This is a genomic window from Aggregatibacter sp. Marseille-P9115 (assembly GCF_920939465.1).
GTDB classification, from domain to species: domain Bacteria; phylum Pseudomonadota; class Gammaproteobacteria; order Enterobacterales; family Pasteurellaceae; genus Aggregatibacter; species Aggregatibacter segnis_B.
This window is the reverse complement of the sequence record NZ_OV100759.1, coordinates 1,675,426-1,693,436: the sequence shown is the minus strand read 5'-3', so window position 1 is coordinate 1,693,436 and position 18,011 is coordinate 1,675,426. Positions and strand designations below refer to the sequence as shown.

The window sequence follows — 18,011 nt, the reverse complement described above, 5'->3', positions numbered from 1 at the left end:
TTCTAGCTAAAAGGGTTTTGCCGAGCCAGCAAAATTTAGTGCAGGATTCACTCATCCGCGCACTGAATACACCTTAAATTTGTTATTTTTCGCCAATACCTCATGGCCGCCGAAATGTTGATCCAGCCAGTCGGCATAAGGCAAAAAGGCATTCGCTACAATGCGCAATTCACCACCGGTTTTAAGATGCCATTTTGCTTGTTTAATCAATTCATTAACGGCGGTATAGGCGGTATCAATGCCGTCATGAAAAGGCGGGTTGGAAATGATCAGGTCAAATTTACCTTCCACATGAGAAAACACATCGCTTGCCAACACCGTGCCTTGCAACTGATTTTCTCGCAACGTTCGCTGTGCCGATTCAAGCGCCATGGCGTGAATATCCGTCATCGCAAGCTTGGTTTTCGGATGATGTTTTTGAATGTAGCTGCCAATCACGCCGGCGCCACAACCGATATCCAGCACATCGCCCGACACGTTTTTTAACGTGGTCAACAATAATGCGGTGCCGCCATCCAGTTCGGCTGCGCTGAAGACGCCCGGTAACGCATACACAGTGACATCGGCAAGTTGTGGTGATTGGTAGGATTTCCAGAAGGAATTCAGATCAAAGTGCGGTGGATTTTTTAGCTGAAAATGATACAAACTACAACGACGGGCAGAGTCGATTTTGTGAATATCGCCGAAGTCCGCAAGCATATTTTCGGCTGAACGTACGCCGCTACGATTTTCGCCGACAATGAGTATTTCTTGTCCCACCGGACTTTTGGCGAGAATTTGCATTAATTGGAAATGGCATTCCTGCTTGTTCTTCGTCCAATAAAACAGGATCAAATCGGCTTGGCGTTGAAATTCGAGGGAAAAATCCACCGCACTTTGTTGCTTTTGATTTTCTCGGTTGGCGTAATCAAAATACCAACTCCAAGCACGGGCGTTAAAACCTTGGCGTCGTAAATCGGAAAGAAACTCATCGTTCACGGCTCCCGTAAGCAATAACGACTTCCCCGTTAAAAAATCTAAATGCCGTTCCAGCACTTCGCTTTCTGCACAAATCACGCTATTAATCCTCTGCCTTATTGGTTAAAATGGGCGCCCATTATACTGGATTGAATTGATTTTAGATATGCAAGAAACGCGCCAACCTTACTCCCGTCGAGATGTATTACTGCAACAAATGGGCATCAGCCAATGGCAGCTCCATCGCCCTGATGTGTTGCTGGGCGCTATCAATATTGCCGTGCCGGAGCATATTCGTCTAGTGATCGTCAGTCAGCAAAATCTGTTGCAACAGCCTGTTGTGCAGGATGTGTTACGCAGCTTGACGCTTAATAGCGAGCAAGTATTAAACATTACGTTTGAGCAGCTTACTTATTTGCAAGTCAACCACGAAGTCAGTTATTGGTTGCTTTCTAAAAACACAGCGAAAAACGACCGCACTTTACCTCTCCAACAACCGTTAAATGTCTGGCAGTCTGATGATCTTGAGGAATTTAAACAAAATCCGCAGGCAAAGCGTCAATTTTGGCAAACCATTCAACAATCCCCTTCCATCAATGCCGAATAACAAGGATCTGTCGTGATAACCATTTCGCTGATTGAAGAACAAGACTTTGACGAACTTTATGCCATTGAGCAGGCGGCTCACGCCGTGCCTTGGAGTTTAGGCACGTTGAAAAACAACCAAGGCGAGCGTTATCTCAATTTAAAGATCGCCGAAGGCCATCAGATTTACGGATTTGCTATTTGTCAGACCGTACTAGATGAAGCCACCCTGTTTAATATTGCTATCGATCCGCAAAAACAAGGTTTGGGACTCGGACGACAACTCTTAAACGAGCTCATCACCCAACTCAGACAAAAAGGCATTTTGACATTGTGGCTAGAAGTGCGCGAATCCAATAAAAAAGCCCAAGCGCTTTATGATTCGCTGGGCTTTAATCAAGTGGATATCCGTAAAAACTATTACCCTACCCCTGATGGCAAACGGGAAAATGCCGTGGTCATGGCGGCCTATTTATAAGACTATTTTTCCCTCTTAATTGCTTGCAACATCGGTGCAAACCACGCCTTCACCTGCTGATTTATCCACGCCAAGTCTAATTCCTGCGTTTGTACCAGCACGCGTTGCCAATATAAATCGCCACGGGAATAATCATCCCCTTCGGCAATTTTGGTTAGCCGCGCAAAACATTGTTCAACATCGACCGCACTTTCATTGGAAATCAGTTCCAAATACGCATCAATGCCCGTTGTCGGAATTAGCTGTAATTGTGCGTATCCGGCTAAATAGCTTTCTACATAAATTTGCAGCTGCGCAAGGGCATCCTGTTGAGATACCACCTGAAAAATCTCGCGTTTGTCCTTGCCTTGGAAAAGGGATTCTGTCGGCTGTGGCTGCGTGGCACACAACAATAAATGATATAACCAAGCTTCAATACGATCTTTGTCTTTGACGGTTGCCATGCGCCAAGTCACACGCTGTAACGGGTCGCCATATAAATGGGAGATATTGCCTGATAAGGTGATATTACCGAATGCCGTCGGCAAGGTCATTTGTACAAAACGGTTTTGTGGCGTTTGTTCCACATAATCAGCAATATAGTGTTTAAATTCCGCCACTTCATCCAATAATTTATTGGCGTAGAGTGTCGCAAATTCGCCTCTTGGCAATACGCCTTTCACCTTCAAATGATCAAAAAACGCGTCGATTTGGTGTTCATCGACATCCACCAAGTCCGCATGAATCAGATATTTCTCTAAGCCATTATTCAAAACGAAATTTTCACCGTCGGCGATACTTTCTTCCTGCTCGGAAAAATTCACACCGAGGCGACGCTCAAAGAAAAATTTCACCGGATTTTTCACAAACGCCACCAAACGAGAAAATTCAATCTCCGTTTCTTGTTCGAAACCATCCTGCGCTATCGCCGGTTGAATAAAATCCGACAATGCTTGATTAGATTGAGAATTCACCAAAGGCAACCATTGTTGCGCAAAAGATTGGCTAAAAGTGCGGTCATTTTTTTCAAAGTTTTTTCGACTGAATGCCGTCATGCCGTGTTGTTGCACCAGCAATGTCCGCCAATCCTTGCCTTCATCCGGCAGATTTTCCACGATGTAATCCAACAATTGGCTCACCAATACGGAGGGCTCACGTTCTTGATTATCTGAAATAGAACGCCCGATGTAGCTGATATACAAATATTCCTGCGCAGATAACAAAGCCTCAAGGAACAAGTAACGATCATCATCACGGCGCGCACGATCGCCTTTAATACGGTGATACTGCATTAAGTCAAAACTATTTGGCGGCTGTTGACGTGGGTATTCACCGTCATTCATACCGAGCAGGCAGACCACTTTAAATGGAATAGAACGCATCGGCAGCAACGTGCAGAAATTCACTTTGCCAGCTAAAAAACGGTAATGATTCGGGTTTTCTTCTAAAGCGCTATTCATGATATCCGCCACAACATCAACGCCCAAGAGTTCATCAAAATGCGCGTCCTGTAACTGTTCTGCAAATTGCTGAATCACGTCTTTAATATAAAATAAGGTTTCCTCGGTTTCCGTTGTCGCAGCAAAGAAACGATCCGTTAAGGTCAACAAATGTTGTTGCCATTGCGCCACGGAATAGCGCTGTTGCAACGTTTTGAACCAATCTGATAATGCGGCGATAAACTCAGCCAGTTGCCCTGCTAGCTGCCCTTTTAAGCCGAAACTGTTGTCCAATCCAAGACTGTCTTGCCAAATACCATTTTCTTCCCGTAAGGCATACCCCAACAACATGCGTTCCAAACCGGCTTGCCAGGAATTGTAGTTGCTTTGCACTTCACCATGAGGTTCTGCACTTTGTTTCTCTAAACCAAAACGCACGCCGGCATTTTTCACCCAATCGCGAATTTGCGCCAAATCCTGCAATTCAATATTAAAGCGTTGGCGTATTGCCGGCACATCTAACAGCGCTAACACATCTTCTGCACTGAAAAGACTTTCTTTGAGCTGCAATAAAGAGAGGAAACCGGCAATAATCACATCATTTTCCGATAATTTGTTATCAGAAATCGAAAATGGAATGGCGGTTTGCGGCGTAGCATGTTGCCCGAAAACCGCGCGAATATAAGGGGTGTATTTATCAATATCCGCCACCATCACGATGATGTCTTTGGGGGTCAAATGGGGATTTTCTTGTAATAAATGCAGCAAATAATCCTGCAAGACTTCCACTTCCCGCATCGTGCTGTGGCAAGCATGGAAGGTTAAAGTGCAGTCATTTTCTTGATAGTTTAACGGCTCACTGCCACTCGGTATAAGGTGCAAAATCTGATGTTGAATTTGACTCAATAAATTCTTCGGTTCAATCTCCGCGTAGGCAGAAATCTCATTCGGTTCCAATTGCGTTAATAAATAAGAAAAATCGCGTCCCAATTTCCCCCATGAAGCCAACAAGGGGTTGCCGACTTGCAATTTTTCTTGTGCGTAAGTCACTTCCCATTGCTGTTCTACCTGCGCCATTTGGTCTGCGGATAACAACGGTTTATTAACCTGGTTGAAATAATCGGTTCGAGTGCGTAGTGCTAATTTTTCAACAAATGTTGGATCCACAATGTCGCCCCAATATTCCTCACAAGGATTATTGAAGAACAAATGCACATCGCAATACTGGCTAATGGCTTGAAAAATTTCTAAATAGGCTTTTGGCAACGCCGGAATACCGAAAATGAAAAGGCGTTCCGGCAAAAAGAGCGGTCGATTTTTACGGAGTTTTTCTAACAATAATTGGTGTAAATGCGCTCGGTGTTGTACCAAATCTAATCCGGTTTCTGTTTTTACCGCCTGCACTAAAGCCCGCCACAAGCTCGCCTGCCATGCGATATTTTGTTCAATCTGTGCCGATAAACGATCATTATTGAAATTTGGTTGAGCTTCAATTTGATGATGAATATCTGCCTCTTGGTGCGCTTCCCAAGCGGCAATCCAGTCCGGGCGGTAAACCAAATATTGGTCGAATAAATCGGCGATTTTCCCGGCAAGTTGGTAGAGTTTAAATTGCTCCGATTGAACAGAGTGCGTCAGATAATGGCGTAAAGGATGAAAAGCCTCTTGCTCTAAATATTGAGGAATTAAACGCATCAAACGCCACATCATGGCATTTTTATTAAACTGATTGCTTTGCGCCACATCAGGCAAGTTTTCCGCATAAAGCTGCCAAATAAAACTGGCGGGCATCGGGAAAGCAAAATTCGCCGCAATACCTTTTGGCTCTGCAATTTGTAACTGTAACCATTGTGCCATGCCCGGACTTTGTACCAGCACGGTTTCCGGCTGTAATGGATTGCTCAGCGGTTGACGTTGAATTAATTCAACGAGAATGTCCTTTTGCACCTCAAGTTGATTCGAATGATAAACAGTAAACACGCCGCCTCCGGAAATAAGCCCAACTATAATTTGCGCTATTATAAACTAATTTCACCGCGAGGATATTTCACCGTGACCTGATTTTGCGTGCACGTAACGCGAAAACGAATTTGATTTTGTAGCACGTTCGATTCACAAGGCAACCCAAGAAAACGCCGTTGATGTTGATTCTCAACAATTTGAATGGCTTGAAAACGTTGATAAATTTCCACCGCACTTTTGCGTTGTAAATTTCCCCATTGGTTAAACGTGAGGAAAAGCCCGCTGAATATAGATAAGGTCACTAACAAGGACAGCAAGCTCATGCCTTTCTGATTAATTTTGGGGAACAACAAAATCATACCAACTCTTCTCTGCTAAGCGCCAACGGCTGTATTGTTGCACGATCTGAGTAACCGTACTTTTGGAATAAGTCACTTTAATATTTTCATCTAACGTCAATCGTCCTTTGGTAATAATCGAACCACTAATTTTACCTTGCCCTCGAATATGTAAATCGCCTTCGGCGACAATCACCGCATTCACGTTTTTATCAATCTCCCATTCGGTTTCATTCGCCGTGAACCAATACAATGCCGCAGGCGACGACTTGCTTAAAATTAGCGGTGGAGACTGTAATTGTTGACGAAAAAGCGCAAGCCCTTCTTCGGAAATAAATTGGTCAAACAATTTTTCATGTTGGTTTCGCACCGGCTGTTTTTGAAATAATTTATCGCGCCGGCACCACACATAATGGCTCAAACCATCCGCTAATCGATTATTCTCCAAACGAAAGGTCACTAGAAAGGTATCTCCGTTTTCTTGTGTAGAAAGCTTTTCGCAGCGCGACTTTTTCTCGTTAAAACTGAGTTGTTGTAGGGATAACTGCTGCTCCACATACAGATGTCGCTGAGCGACAATAGATGAATACAAACGAAGTAAATCATCATTAAACAGCATGGTAAGGAGTAAAAACCCACTGAGTAATATCAATAAGGTAATAGTCATTATGCCGCGTTGAGGCGTTATCATGATTCTTCTCTGTTTAATAGGAACACAACGATGGCGGTTTCGTAACTTATTTTCTTATGCTGCTTTAAATTGCCAATTAAACGTACTTCAATGCCTTTTTGTTCCGCTAACCAAGTAAAAGTTAAATCAGAAATTTCATATTCTTTTTCATCTAACAAATCCACCCAGCCGCCGTGATTACAGGCAGATTGTTGGGTATAACGTTGGCAATCTTCAAAACTGCAATTTTGTTTGACCGCACTTTTATAGGTTAAGCGAGTTTCTAGCATTTTTTGATGAAGTCGGTAACCAAATAATTCCCGTTCAATTTCCTTGGTTGCATTTTTCCCATTCGTAAGACAGGTATCGCCTTTATATTGCCCGCCTATGCAACCATCCACATTCAGATCATAGAAAAAGACGACACAACTGTTGCTTTTCTCCGAGTTCATTTGAGCGATAGTCATTGCAGAGGGCTCACTCTGTTGTTCAAATAAGGACAGATTATCTTTTGTTAACTTATCGCTCGCCGCACGAAAACCGGCTCGCGCCAAATCTTTTCCGATGAGCTGAATCACACGCTGCAGCTCCGTTTGTAACTGCAAACGCAAAAGCATTTCCCGATTTTGTTGTTGATGTTGGCTATAAAACTGCAAAATCACCAAGAATAAAAACGAAGAAAGGGATATCGAAAGCATTAAACTCACTAAACTTTGCCCTGAAAGGCATTTTTGTTTTAACCTCATTCTATTCTTCATCATTTACACAAGCACTTAAGGATTGGTTATCTTTTAATTTCAAACTGCCCACATTAAAAAACGAAAAGAGGGTTCGTTGATGATTCGCTTGCAACACAAAACAGGCTGTGGACGCGGTGTTACGAATGCCACTTAAACGCGTGAGTTCCAGAGGATAATAACGCTTGCTAATCAACATTGTGTCCGAGAAAGCCGGATAATAAAAATGCGCAGAAACATGTTGTGGACAACCTCGAGGAGATAAACAGTCACATAGATGATGATTTTTAATCTGCGCCGTTAAGCACCAACGTTTTCCTGACAAATCGCGACTTGCTATAAGAAACCAGATATCAGAAGAATTCTCCACGCGAGCTTGAATTTGACGTAAAAACGCATAAAGCTTTTGCTGCTCTTTTTGTAAGATATTCTGCTGTGAAGATTGCTGCCATGTGGGCAAAGCAAGCATCAACAATAAACTAAGAATGAAAAGTGCGATTAACATTTCCAGCAAAGTGAAGCCTTTTTGCATAAACGTTCCTTTTTTTGACCGCACTTTAAGGAAATAAGAAAAGCTAAAACATGGAGAAAGGCAAATTTTGCGAGTAAGATCGCAAAGTAAAATTAATTTGGAGAAAAATTAACAAGGGAACAAAAAACTACGTCACATTTACGACACAAATAAAAAAGATATCGTATCTGGACATTAATTTAGAATTATAAATTTATATGATGTATAAAGGGTTTCAGTGGTGGGTCGTATAGGATTCGAACCTATGACCAATGGATTAAGAGTCCACTGCTCTACCAGACTAAGCTAACGACCCATATTTGGGAAATACAGCTTTAAATTGGTGGGTCGTGAAGGATTCGAACCTTCGACCAACGGATTAAAAGTCCGCTGCTCTACCGACTGAGCTAACGACCCTCTAGAAAGGGGTATTTTATTAAGTGGTGGGTCGTGAAGGATTCGAACCTTCGACCAACGGATTAAAAGTCCGCTGCTCTACCGACTGAGCTAACGACCCAACGACGAGGGCTTATAATACTGATTTTATTTCAATAATCAATAAAAAATTTTATTTTTTTATTTATTCGCTTGAATATGCATCAAAATAAAGATAATGAAATATGTGGGATTCTCATTAAAAATCTGAATAGTAAATTCCACCAAAAAATAAAAACCGGGCTAATACCCGGTTTTTTAATTTTAAATAGCAAAAATTAGTATGCTAACACAGCGCGACGGTTTTTCGCGTAAGCTGCTTCATCATGACCTAATACTGCTGGTTTCTCTTCACCGTAAGAAACGGTAGAGATTTGACCTGCTTGTACACCTTTAGCAGTTAAGAAACTTTGTACTGCGTGAGCACGACGTTCACCTAATGCCATGTTGTATTCTGGAGTACCGCGTTCGTCAGTATTACCTTCAATACGTACATTAGTTGCTGGAGTTGCATTTAAGTATGCAGCATGAGCATCTAAGATTTGAGCATATTCACCTTCAACATTGTATTTGTCGAAACCGAAATATACAGTGTTGTAGCGTTGTTGTAAGTCTTGAACAGAGTAACCACCAAAAGTTTGGCCGTTTGCGCTTTCATTTTTTGATGATCCACAAGCAGCTAATACAGCTACTGAACCAGCAACTAACAATGCTTTAGTAAATTTATTCATTGATTTCTCCTTGTTTATTTAGTTAAGTATGGTGACCAAGCTGGAAATTTAACTTGTCCATCATTCCCTGGTAAACGTGCCTTAAAGCGTCCGTCTGTGGACACTAATTGTAGCACCTTTCCCAAGCCTTGGGTAGAGCTATAAATAATCATAATACCATTTGGTGAAATACTCGGACTTTCATCTAAAAAAGTTGAACTCAGTACCTCAGAACCACCTGAAACCAAATCTTGTTTCACAATGTTATTACTTCCATCGATCATTACTAACGTACTACCATCTGAGCTGATTTGACCACTACCACGTCCACCAACAAGAGATACTCCACCACCGGATGCACTCATGCGATAAACTTGCGGAGAGCCGCCTCTATCGGATGTGAACACGATTGACTGCCCATCAGGCGACCAAGAAGGTTCGGTGTTATTACCTGATCCACTGGTTAACTGAGAAACCTGTCCACTACCCAAATTTGTTACATAAATATTCAATACGCCGTCTTTTGAAGAGGCAAATGCTAATCTTGAGCCATCTGGTGAGAAGGCAGGAGCGCCATTGTGTCCTGGAAATGAAGCAATCACTTTACGTGCCATTGAACCAAGATCTTGCAGAATAATTTGTGCTTTTTTATTTTCAAAAGAAACATACGCTAATTTTTTGCCATCCGGAGACCATGCCGGCGACATAAAAGGCTGCGAGCTCTTATTAATAATAAATTGGTTAAAACCATCATAGTCGGCTACGCGGACCTCATAAGGTTGTGATCCACCATTCTTTTGCACGACATAAGCAATACGAGTCCGAAATGCGCCACGAATCCCTGTTAGTTTCTCAAAGGTTTCATCACTCACCGTATGCGCCCCGTAACGAACCCATTTTTGAGTCACCGTATATTGGTTTTGAGACAAAATCGAACCCGCACTTCCCATGGTATCGACTAATTGGTAAGCAATATCAAAACCACCATTAGACGGAGTTACTTGTCCAACGATTACTGCTTCAATACCCAATGCAGACCATGCACTAGGGTTAACTTCTGCAGCTGTAGTCGGCTGCTGAGGCATTTTACTGACAGAAAGTGGATTAAATTTTCCGCTATTACGTAAGTCTGATGCAATGATATCTGCAATATCTGCCGGTGCACTGCCCGGTCCATTCCACTTAAACGGAACAACAGCAATAGGTCGTGCAGAATCCATAACCTCATCAATAACGATGCGAACCTCTGCACGAGCTACAGAAGTCAATCCTAATAGCATAATAAATAAGCTAAATACTCGAATAACTCTTTTCATTTTTTCTCCTATTGTTCAAAGTGCGGTGAAAAATTACCGCACTTTTCTTGGGTCAAACCCAAGAGTAAAGCTCTTAAACATTTCATACTCTTCCGGAGTAGGTGCTCTACGCATTTTTTTAGCTTGCTCAATCGCATTTAATGCAGCTGCACACAAATCATTAGGCCCGGATTTTTTCTCATACGATAAAATAGTTCCATCACTGGCAATTTCCATCTTAATATCGCAAACTTTACCTATAAAGCGTGTATCTCCACGGAAATAAGGTTTTATCGAAGAGTAAACAACGCCTGCATATGCAGAACCTGTTTTACCGCCATCACCAGCTCCCATTGATGCTCCGGCACCTTGACTACCTTGTTTATTCGCATTTCCACCTTTGATTGCACTTCCGCCACCAAGATCGCCACCATTAAAGAAATCATCTAGTGCATTTTGATCAGCCTTACGCTTCTCTGCATCTGCTTTTGCCTTGGCATCAGCTTTGGCTTTCGCTTTAGCATCTGCTTCTGCCTTAGCCTTGGCTTTAGCATCCGCTTTAGCATCTGCTTCTGCCTTAGCCTTGGCTTTAGCATCCGCTTCAGCTTTTGCTTTGGCTTCGGCGTCTGCTTTTGCCTTCGCTTCAGCTTCTGCTTTCGCTTCTTGTTTTGCTTTTTCTACTGCTGCGGCTTTTGCTTTTGCCTCTTCTTCCGCTTGTTTAGCTGCAGCGGCTAAACGCTTAGCTTCTGCGTCAGCTTTCAATTTAGCGGCTTCTGCAGCTTGCTTAGCTTTCGCCTCTTCAGCTTCTTTTTGTTTCTCTAATGCCTCTAAACGAGCTTTTTCCTCTTGCTGTTTCTTTTGCTCAGCAAGTTGTTTTTGTTTTTCTTGCTCTTTTTTCTTCTCGAGCTCTTGTTGACGTTGCTGTTCTTCTTGTTTTTTATCTTCCAATTCTTGTTTCTTTTGTTTGTCAGCTTGGCCTTTTTTCTGCTGCTGAATTCGTCCCCACTCCTGAGCCGCAGAACCGGTATCTACCATCACAGCACCAATCACTTCGCCATCATCGCCTTCACCACCACCCATAATATCAATATTGTGGTACAAAGAACTGAGGATAAGCAAACCAAACAAAATCAAGTGCATTATGACCGAAATCACAACTGCATTAACATCACCTTTTTGTCGCTTTTTCTGCACAATGGTTACCTATCTCATTAAATTGGATTTGTCATTAACCCAACTGACTTAATTCCGGCGAGATGAAGCAAATTAAGTGCTTTAATCACTTCTTCATAAGGTACGTCTTTCGCGCCACCAACTAAGAACATTGTATTGTTATCTTTATCAAACTCTTGTTTAGATAACTGGGTAACCATATCTTCAGTTAAATTTTCCGTACGATTTCCTCCAATTGAAATCGCATATTGACCAACACCAGAAACTTCTAAAATAACCGGGGTTCTGTCTTCTGCAGACACGTTTTGGCTTTGCACGGCATCCGGCAATTCAACCTCTACGCTCTGGCTAATGATTGGCGCAGTAGCCATAAAAATCAAAACCAATACTAAAAGCACGTCCAAAAAAGGAACAATATTGATTTCAGATTTGATATCGCGGCGCTGACGACGATAAGACATATCAACCTTCTAAACTTATAATCGAAAAAACATCTAAAATAGTGACCGCACTTTTAACACAAAGTGCGGCTGAAAATATGAGTAATTAACTATGGTGATTTTTACCGAAAACCTGGCGATGCAAGATTGTCGTAAATTCATCAATAAAATTACCGTAATTTTGTTCAAGTTTATTCACGCGTAAACTCAAACGGTTATAAGCCATTACCGCCGGAATTGCTGCAAATAAACCGATTGCCGTTGCAATTAATGCTTCTGCAATCCCCGGTGCAACCATTTGTAATGTAGCTTGTTTTGCTCCACTCAAGGACATGAAAGCGTGCATGATTCCCCAAACCGTACCAAAAAGACCGATATATGGGCTAATGGATGCTACGGTTGCTAAGAATGGAACGCGAGTTTCAATATCTTCAATTTCACGATTCATAGATAAATTCATTGCACGGGTACTACCTTTAATAATCGCCTCCGGTGCATCCGGGTTTGCTTGTTTTAAACGAGTAAACTCTTTAAAACCAACATAAAAAATCTGTTCACTACCGGTTAAACCATCACGACGATTAGATAACCCTTCATATAATTTATTTAAATCTTCACCAGACCAAAAACGGTCTTCAAATGCCATAGACTCTTTTAATGCCTTCGTTAATACTCGGCTACGTTGAATAATAATCGCCCAAGAAATAACAGAAAAACTCACTAAAATGAGAATTACTAATTGAACCACAATACTGGCTTTTAAAAAGAGATCTAAAAAGTTTAATTCTGAGGTCATTGCATACTCCGAAAACAACTCACTAATAGTTAATTGACTAGTGTTGCCTTGATTTGCGATGGAATTGCCACCGGTTTCATTTTACCAAGATCAACATAGGCTACCTTTACGGTAGCCCGACACAACGTTAATTCATTCCGTTTAATAATTTGAGAGAAAATAATGGACGCACCTTTTATTTCTGTGACAAGCGTTTCTATTTGTAGCAAGTCATCTAATTTTGCCGGAAAACAGTAATCAATATTCATTGATTTAACGACAAAAGCCCCTTTATTTTCTGCTAACAATTCTTGTTGGGAAAAATTAAATGTTCTTAAATATTCTGTCCTTGCCCGCTCAAAAAAATGTAAATAGCGTGCATGATAAACCACACCACCTGCATCTGTATCTTCGTAATAAACACGAGCAGAATAATGAAAAACGTTCTGTTCCAACTTTTCTTCTCCATTTAATGAAATTTAGAAAGCAGGAGGTCGGTTATTTTAGAGTGCTGCAAAATGATTAGCAAGCTTGAAATTGCACTTATTAAAAAATTAACTCGTTGATTTTAAGTTAATAGATTATGCAACAAACTTATAATTGCTGCGAGATAACCAATCCATGGCATAAAAATCAGACGCCATAGCGTTGCTCTGATCTCAAAGCCCAAACCATGAATCCATAAAATCCCAACGCTCCAGATCAAAATAAAAACATAATAAAATTCGACCGCTCTTAATTGCGTTGAAAATTGGTTAATGTTAAAAAAGAAAAACGCCGTTAAAGTCAGCGCTAAAATAAATGAAAGGGTTCGTAATGAACCCTTATTTACTAATTGATACAATGAATTAATCATTCAATTACTCGTCAAATTTACCTGAACGTTCTTTGTTCATTGTAATCTTTGCACTCACGCCTACAGCGAATAAAACGCCTACGACCCAAATTGCATATAACATATTATTCTCCCTAGTATAATGAGTTTTTGTTCTCTTCAACAAAGCTTTCATCCAAACGACCAAACATTTTGTAGTATGACCAAATGGTGTAAAGCAATGAGATGGTGACGAATACTAATGCAAGGTAGAACATTAAGGTTAATGTTAATTCACTTGAAGTCGCATCCCACATTAACAAGCTTTGTGCTGGGTGAGTACTTGAAGGCATTACAAATGGGAACATTGATACTGCCGCAGTAATAATCACACCCGCCATTGTTAATACAGAGAAGAAGAAGGCAAAACCACAACGATTTGCTTTAGATGCAATCACATTCAATAATGCACCCACAACAGCCAATGCTGGGAATGCCCATAAAGCTGGAGTCTCATTGAAGTTCTTAAACCATGCACCAACTTCAACAGCCACCTCTTTACCTACTGCAGGTGAAGATGGCGCAAAGTGATCTAACACGCTAGTAACAACATAACCTTCTTTGAAAGAAAGCCAAACGCCCGCAAGTACAAAAGTAATTAATGTAACTAATGCACCTACTTGCGTAATTGCTCTTGCACGATCGCGTAGTGCTGCCGTAGTTTTCATTTGTAACCAGTTTGCGCCGTGCGTTACTAACATCGCAAGACTCAATACACCGCAAAGTAATGCGAATGGATTTAATAATGCAAAGAAAGAACCTGTGTAAGTTGCTTGTGAAAGATCATTCAATTCAAATGGTACACCTTGTAATAAATTACCAAATGCCACACCGAATACTAATGCAGGTACAAAACCACCGGCAAACAAGCCCCAATCCCACACAGCGCGCCATGTTGGATTATCAATTTTAGCACGATATTCAAAACCAATTGGACGGAAGAATAACGCAGCTAATACTAGGAATAAGGCAATATAGAAGCCTGAAAACGCTACAGAATAAACAATCGGCCATGCCGCGAAAATTGCACCGCCAGCAGTTAATAACCAAACTTGGTTACCATCCCAGTGTGGCGCAATAGAGTTAATCATAATACGTCTTTCTACTTCTTTCTTACCTGCGACGGGTAAAAGTGCGGTCACGCCCATATCGAATCCATCTGTTACAGAGAAACCGATAAGCAATACAACAACTAGCACCCACCAAATAATACGTAAAATTTCATAATCAAGCATAATCCATCTCCTGCTTATTTAGATGATTGCTCAAAATAGTATTTGCCGGTTTTCAATGCACTTGGACCTAAATGTGCATATTTAAACATCAAATACATTTCCGCAATGATGAAGAAGAAGTAAAGTACACAAATTAAACCGATAGAGAACCATAAGTCACCTACACTCAAGTTAGAGGCAGACACACCTACCGGTAATACTTCATAAATCGCCCATGGTTGACGACCAAATTCAGCTAAGAACCAACCAAATTCAATCGCTAAGATTGGCAATGGGATACCCCAAAGCAATGCTTTAAGTAATAAGCGAGAAGAAGTCACTTTGTTACGTAAATTTTGAACAAATGCACCAAAGGTCAGTAAAATAATTAAACCACCTGCAGCTAACATACCACGGAATGCCCAGAAGTTAGGACCTACGTTCGGAATAGTGTCGCGCGCTGCTTGTTTAATTTGTTCCTCTGTTGCATCAATAACTTTATCTGTGTAACGTTTTAATAATAAACCGAAACCTAAATCACCTTTAACTTCATCAAATTTTGCTTTAGTTTCAGGATTTACTTGGCCTGCTGATTTTTTCTCTGCTTTTAATTGTGTGAATAAATCATAGGCAACCATACCGTTACGAACACGACCTTCATTTTTCGCTTGAATATCTTTCAAACCAACAATTTCAGTCTCTAAAGAACGCGTTGCAATTAAACCACCTAAATAAGGGATTTCAATCGCAAAATCATTTTTCATTTCAGCGGTATTTGGAATCGCAACTGGATGGAATGGCGCTGGCGCAGAATGAGTATCAAACTCAGCTTCCATTGCTGCTAATTTCACAGGTTGTGCTTTACCGATATCATAACCTGATTCATCACCCATAATTAATACAGCTGATGCAGCGATAAAACCAAAGGTTGCCGCTACAGAGAATGAACGTTTAGCAAAACCGATATCGCGGTCTTTTAATAAATAGAATGCGCTGATACCTAATACAAACATTGCACCGGTTGTATAACCCGCTGTTAATGTGTGTAAGAATTTACTTTGTGCTATCGGATTCAACCATAAATCCAAGAAGCTGGTCATTTCCATACGAACGGTTTCAAAATTAAATTCAGAACCCACAGGAGACTGCATCCAACCGTTTGCAACCAAAATCCACATAGCAGAAAGATTTGAACCGAACGCCACACAATAGGTTGCTAATAAGTGTTTTCCTTTCGTTAAGCGATCCCAACCGAAGAAAAATAGACCAACAAAGGTGGATTCTAAGAAAAATGCAAGTAATGCTTCGATCGCCAATGGCGCACCAAAAATATCACCCACATAGTGAGAATAGTAAGACCAGTTTGTACCAAATTGGAATTCCATAATGATACCGGTCGTTACGCCTAGGGCAAAGTTAATACCAAATAACTTACCCCAAAATTTTGTCATATCTTTATATACTTCTTTACCCGTTGCGACATAGATTGTTTCCATGATGACAAGCACGAAAGACAATCCAAGTGTCAGCGGTACAAAAATGAAGTGATACAGCGCGGTTAAAGCAAACTGTAATCTTGAGAGTTCAACAACGTCTAACATCTCGGCTCCTTGTAAAAGCTACAAGTTTTTAAATTCTATGATTACTTCGTAATCACCCCACAAACTCAAAATATCTTTTGAATTTTTCATGTAAGATTATCTTTATAATGACCGCTAGTTGCTGTTGTTTAAGTCGATTATTACACAGATAACCCAAATGAGTGGCACATTCTACTACTAAACATAGGGATAAAGAATAGTAGAAATGTTACCTAGCTCACATTTTTCGAACTAAATCAACAATAACTAAAAATAAGCATTTCAAGCAAAATTGATCTGCGTCAAATTATATGTTTTCTAAACAAACTTGCAACATTTATCAAATCAAAATTCGCCAGATCAAAAATTTAGAAAGAAATTCTGGACTTTTAACCAACATTTTGATAGTTTCCCTGCCAGTTTATTCATATTAATTTTTACTTGAATGGTTCAAGGGTATTTCAAATGGCAACAAAAACAACTCGAATTTTGACCGCACTTTGCATAGCTACCGCCTTGATGAGTTTTTCAAATGTAGGAAATGCCGCTGAAAATAGTGCGAAGAAATCATCAGAAATGCCACAGCAATGCAAGGATTTATTCAACGAAACTGAAAACCTGATTGCTGAAGCAGAAAAACAACCGGGCACACATACTCAAGTAAACAAGATTCGGAGTAAACTCAATCAAAGCAAACAGCAAATTCTTGAAATGGAATTGGCAACACAAATCAAAAGTTGCGATGTAGCATTAGCGAAACTCAACAGCATGAAACAACAGCAACAATAATCACAAGATAAAAATAAAAGGCTTATTGAAAATCAATAAGCCTTTTATTTTTTAATCTTCTCGGGAAAGTTTTTCAATGCCAAAATGGCGATAAGTTGTTGAGGTTGCTATTCTTCCTCGCGGTGTTCGTTGTAAAAACCCCTGCTGAATTAAATAAGGCTCCAACACATCTTCAATGGTATCCCGTTCCTCGCCAATGGCTGCCGCTAAATTGTCTAATCCCACCGGACCACCATCAAAACGCTCTAAAACAGCCGTCAGCAACTTCCTGTCCAAATAATCAAAACCGGCATCGTCAATATCCAACATAGACAGCGCCGCTTTCGCAATGGCTTCGGTAATCACGCCGTTATTACGCACATCAGCATAATCTCGTACTCGACGTAATAAGCGATTCGCAATCCGCGGCGTTCCGCGAGAACGGCGAGCAATCTCATAGGCTGCCGAATCATCAATTTTAAGCTGCAAACAGACCGCACTTCTTGACACAATGGACGTTAAATCCAGCACGGAATAAAATTCCAAGCGTTGCACAATCCCAAAACGATCCCGCAATGGCGAGGTTAAAGAACCGGCTCGAGTTGTAGCACCGATAAGCGTAAAAGGCGGTAAATCCAATTTAATGGAACGGGCAGCCGGGCCTTCACCAATCATGATATCCAACTGATAATCTTCCATTGCCGGATACAATACTTCTTCAATGGCCGGTGAAAGGCGATGAATTTCATCAATAAACAACACATCATGAGGTTCAAGATTTGTCAGCATTGCGGCTAAATCACCCGCCTTTTCCAAAACCGGACCGGACGTCGTGCGAATATTTACCCCCATCTCGTTGGCGACAATATTAGCCAGTGTGGTTTTTCCTAATCCTGGCGGGCCAAAAATCAACAAATGATCTAACGCATCCTGACGTAATTGTGCCGCTTTAATGAAAATTTCCATCTGCTCACAAACTTGTGGTTGTCCCACATAATCCGCTAGCAATTTTGGACGAATGGCACGATCAATGACATCTTCGTCTAATTTTGCCGTAGCACTAATAATTCTGTCTGCTTCAATCATCTTGT

General features: G+C 41.0%; 19 protein-coding genes and 3 tRNA genes. 3 read left to right on the top strand and 19 right to left on the bottom strand.

Translation table 11 applies throughout. From position 1 onward, the window contains the following. Positions 1 to 51: 51 nt before the first annotated feature. Positions 52 to 1,056 carry a 16S rRNA (guanine(1207)-N(2))-methyltransferase RsmC gene (gene rsmC / locus LQ983_RS08165; RefSeq protein WP_230622301.1) on the bottom strand — a complete coding sequence of 335 codons (1,005 nt, stop codon included), beginning with the start codon at positions 1,054 to 1,056 and terminating at the stop codon, positions 52 to 54. A 67-nt stretch (positions 1,057 to 1,123) separates the two neighbouring features. Here rsmC and LQ983_RS08160 point away from each other — a divergent pair, with 67 nt between their 5' ends. Together LQ983_RS08160 and rimI are read left to right on the top strand one after the other, a co-directional pair. Then, positions 1,124 to 1,564, top strand: coding sequence for a DNA polymerase III subunit psi (locus tag LQ983_RS08160; protein ID WP_230622300.1), 441 nt, complete (start codon positions 1,124 to 1,126; stop codon positions 1,562 to 1,564). A gap of 12 nt (positions 1,565 to 1,576) precedes the next feature. Further along, positions 1,577 to 2,020 carry a ribosomal protein S18-alanine N-acetyltransferase gene (rimI, locus tag LQ983_RS08155; RefSeq protein ID WP_230622299.1) on the top strand — a complete coding sequence of 148 codons (444 nt, stop codon included), beginning with the start codon at positions 1,577 to 1,579 and terminating at the stop codon, positions 2,018 to 2,020. 2 nt (positions 2,021 to 2,022) lie between these two features. Here the strand turns inward: rimI and recC are convergent, their stop codons facing one another. The 17 genes from recC to LQ983_RS08070 all read right to left on the bottom strand — a co-directional run bounded on the left by recC (position 2,023) and on the right by LQ983_RS08070 (position 16,173). Next, positions 2,023 to 5,418: an exodeoxyribonuclease V subunit gamma gene (recC, locus tag LQ983_RS08150; RefSeq protein ID WP_230622298.1), complete on the bottom strand. Its 3,396-nt coding sequence runs from the start codon at positions 5,416 to 5,418 to the stop codon at positions 2,023 to 2,025. A 38-nt stretch (positions 5,419 to 5,456) separates the two neighbouring features. Then, positions 5,457 to 5,759, bottom strand: coding sequence for a DUF5374 domain-containing protein (locus tag LQ983_RS08145; RefSeq protein ID WP_230622297.1), 303 nt, complete (start codon positions 5,757 to 5,759; stop codon positions 5,457 to 5,459). Next, positions 5,734 to 6,429: a DUF2572 family protein gene (locus LQ983_RS08140; protein WP_230622296.1), complete on the bottom strand. Its 696-nt coding sequence runs from the start codon at positions 6,427 to 6,429 to the stop codon at positions 5,734 to 5,736. Before LQ983_RS08140 ends, LQ983_RS08145 begins: the two co-directional genes overlap by 26 nt. Then, positions 6,426 to 7,169 carry a hypothetical protein gene (locus LQ983_RS08135; RefSeq protein WP_370636660.1) on the bottom strand — a complete coding sequence of 248 codons (744 nt, stop codon included), beginning with the start codon at positions 7,167 to 7,169 and terminating at the stop codon, positions 6,426 to 6,428. Before LQ983_RS08135 ends, LQ983_RS08140 begins: the two co-directional genes overlap by 4 nt. Then, complete coding sequence (locus LQ983_RS08130) at positions 7,156 to 7,677, bottom strand: prepilin-type N-terminal cleavage/methylation domain-containing protein (RefSeq protein ID WP_230622294.1); 522 nt, start codon at positions 7,675 to 7,677, stop codon at positions 7,156 to 7,158. Before LQ983_RS08130 ends, LQ983_RS08135 begins: the two co-directional genes overlap by 14 nt. 218 nt (positions 7,678 to 7,895) lie before the next feature. After that, a tRNA-Lys gene (locus LQ983_RS08125) sits at positions 7,896 to 7,972 on the bottom strand. A gap of 25 nt (positions 7,973 to 7,997) precedes the next feature. Further along, positions 7,998 to 8,073, bottom strand: a tRNA-Lys gene (locus LQ983_RS08120). A gap of 24 nt (positions 8,074 to 8,097) precedes the next feature. Beyond that, positions 8,098 to 8,173: transfer RNA gene (locus tag LQ983_RS08115), tRNA-Lys, on the bottom strand. Between the two features lie 196 nt (positions 8,174 to 8,369). Further along, positions 8,370 to 8,822, bottom strand: a complete 453-nt coding sequence (gene pal, locus LQ983_RS08110; protein ID WP_006718991.1) for a peptidoglycan-associated lipoprotein Pal — start codon at positions 8,820 to 8,822, stop codon at positions 8,370 to 8,372. A 14-nt stretch (positions 8,823 to 8,836) separates the two neighbouring features. Continuing rightward, positions 8,837 to 10,117, bottom strand: a complete 1,281-nt coding sequence (gene tolB, locus LQ983_RS08105) for a Tol-Pal system beta propeller repeat protein TolB (protein WP_230622293.1) — start codon at positions 10,115 to 10,117, stop codon at positions 8,837 to 8,839. 33 nt (positions 10,118 to 10,150) lie between these two features. Continuing rightward, positions 10,151 to 11,290 carry a cell envelope integrity protein TolA gene (gene tolA, locus LQ983_RS08100; protein ID WP_230622292.1) on the bottom strand — a complete coding sequence of 380 codons (1,140 nt, stop codon included), beginning with the start codon at positions 11,288 to 11,290 and terminating at the stop codon, positions 10,151 to 10,153. A 17-nt stretch (positions 11,291 to 11,307) separates the two neighbouring features. Continuing rightward, positions 11,308 to 11,730, bottom strand: coding sequence for a colicin uptake protein TolR (gene tolR, locus LQ983_RS08095; protein ID WP_006718996.1), 423 nt, complete (start codon positions 11,728 to 11,730; stop codon positions 11,308 to 11,310). An 85-nt stretch (positions 11,731 to 11,815) separates the two neighbouring features. Continuing rightward, complete coding sequence (tolQ, locus tag LQ983_RS08090; RefSeq protein WP_111305323.1) at positions 11,816 to 12,505, bottom strand: protein TolQ; 690 nt, start codon at positions 12,503 to 12,505, stop codon at positions 11,816 to 11,818. A 29-nt stretch (positions 12,506 to 12,534) separates the two neighbouring features. Continuing rightward, the gene (ybgC, locus tag LQ983_RS08085; RefSeq protein ID WP_006718999.1) at positions 12,535 to 12,939 is read right to left on the bottom strand and encodes a tol-pal system-associated acyl-CoA thioesterase; all 405 of its coding nucleotides are present in this window, start codon (positions 12,937 to 12,939) and stop codon (positions 12,535 to 12,537) included. Between the two features lie 113 nt (positions 12,940 to 13,052). Beyond that, entirely contained in the window at positions 13,053 to 13,340 is a 288-nt protein-coding gene (gene ybgE, locus LQ983_RS08080; RefSeq protein ID WP_006719001.1) for a cyd operon protein YbgE, read from the bottom strand. A 113-nt stretch (positions 13,341 to 13,453) separates the two neighbouring features. Then, complete coding sequence (cydB, locus tag LQ983_RS08075; RefSeq protein WP_111295133.1) at positions 13,454 to 14,593, bottom strand: cytochrome d ubiquinol oxidase subunit II; 1,140 nt, start codon at positions 14,591 to 14,593, stop codon at positions 13,454 to 13,456. A 14-nt stretch (positions 14,594 to 14,607) separates the two neighbouring features. Beyond that, positions 14,608 to 16,173 (bottom strand): cytochrome ubiquinol oxidase subunit I, encoded by a 1,566-nt coding sequence (locus LQ983_RS08070; protein WP_230622291.1) that lies wholly within the window; start codon positions 16,171 to 16,173, stop codon positions 14,608 to 14,610. 444 nt (positions 16,174 to 16,617) lie between these two features. Here LQ983_RS08070 and LQ983_RS08065 point away from each other — a divergent pair, with 444 nt between their 5' ends. Beyond that, a complete protein-coding gene (locus LQ983_RS08065) occupies positions 16,618 to 16,941 on the top strand; it encodes a DUF5339 domain-containing protein (RefSeq protein ID WP_230622290.1) in 324 nt (107 codons plus the stop codon). 51 nt (positions 16,942 to 16,992) lie between these two features. On the opposite strand, the gene ruvB is transcribed toward LQ983_RS08065, so the two are convergent. Then, on the bottom strand, positions 16,993 to 18,006 hold the full coding sequence (gene ruvB / locus LQ983_RS08060) for a Holliday junction branch migration DNA helicase RuvB (RefSeq protein ID WP_109432066.1): 1,014 nt from the start codon (positions 18,004 to 18,006) through the stop codon (positions 16,993 to 16,995). Positions 18,007 to 18,011 lie beyond the last annotated feature (5 nt).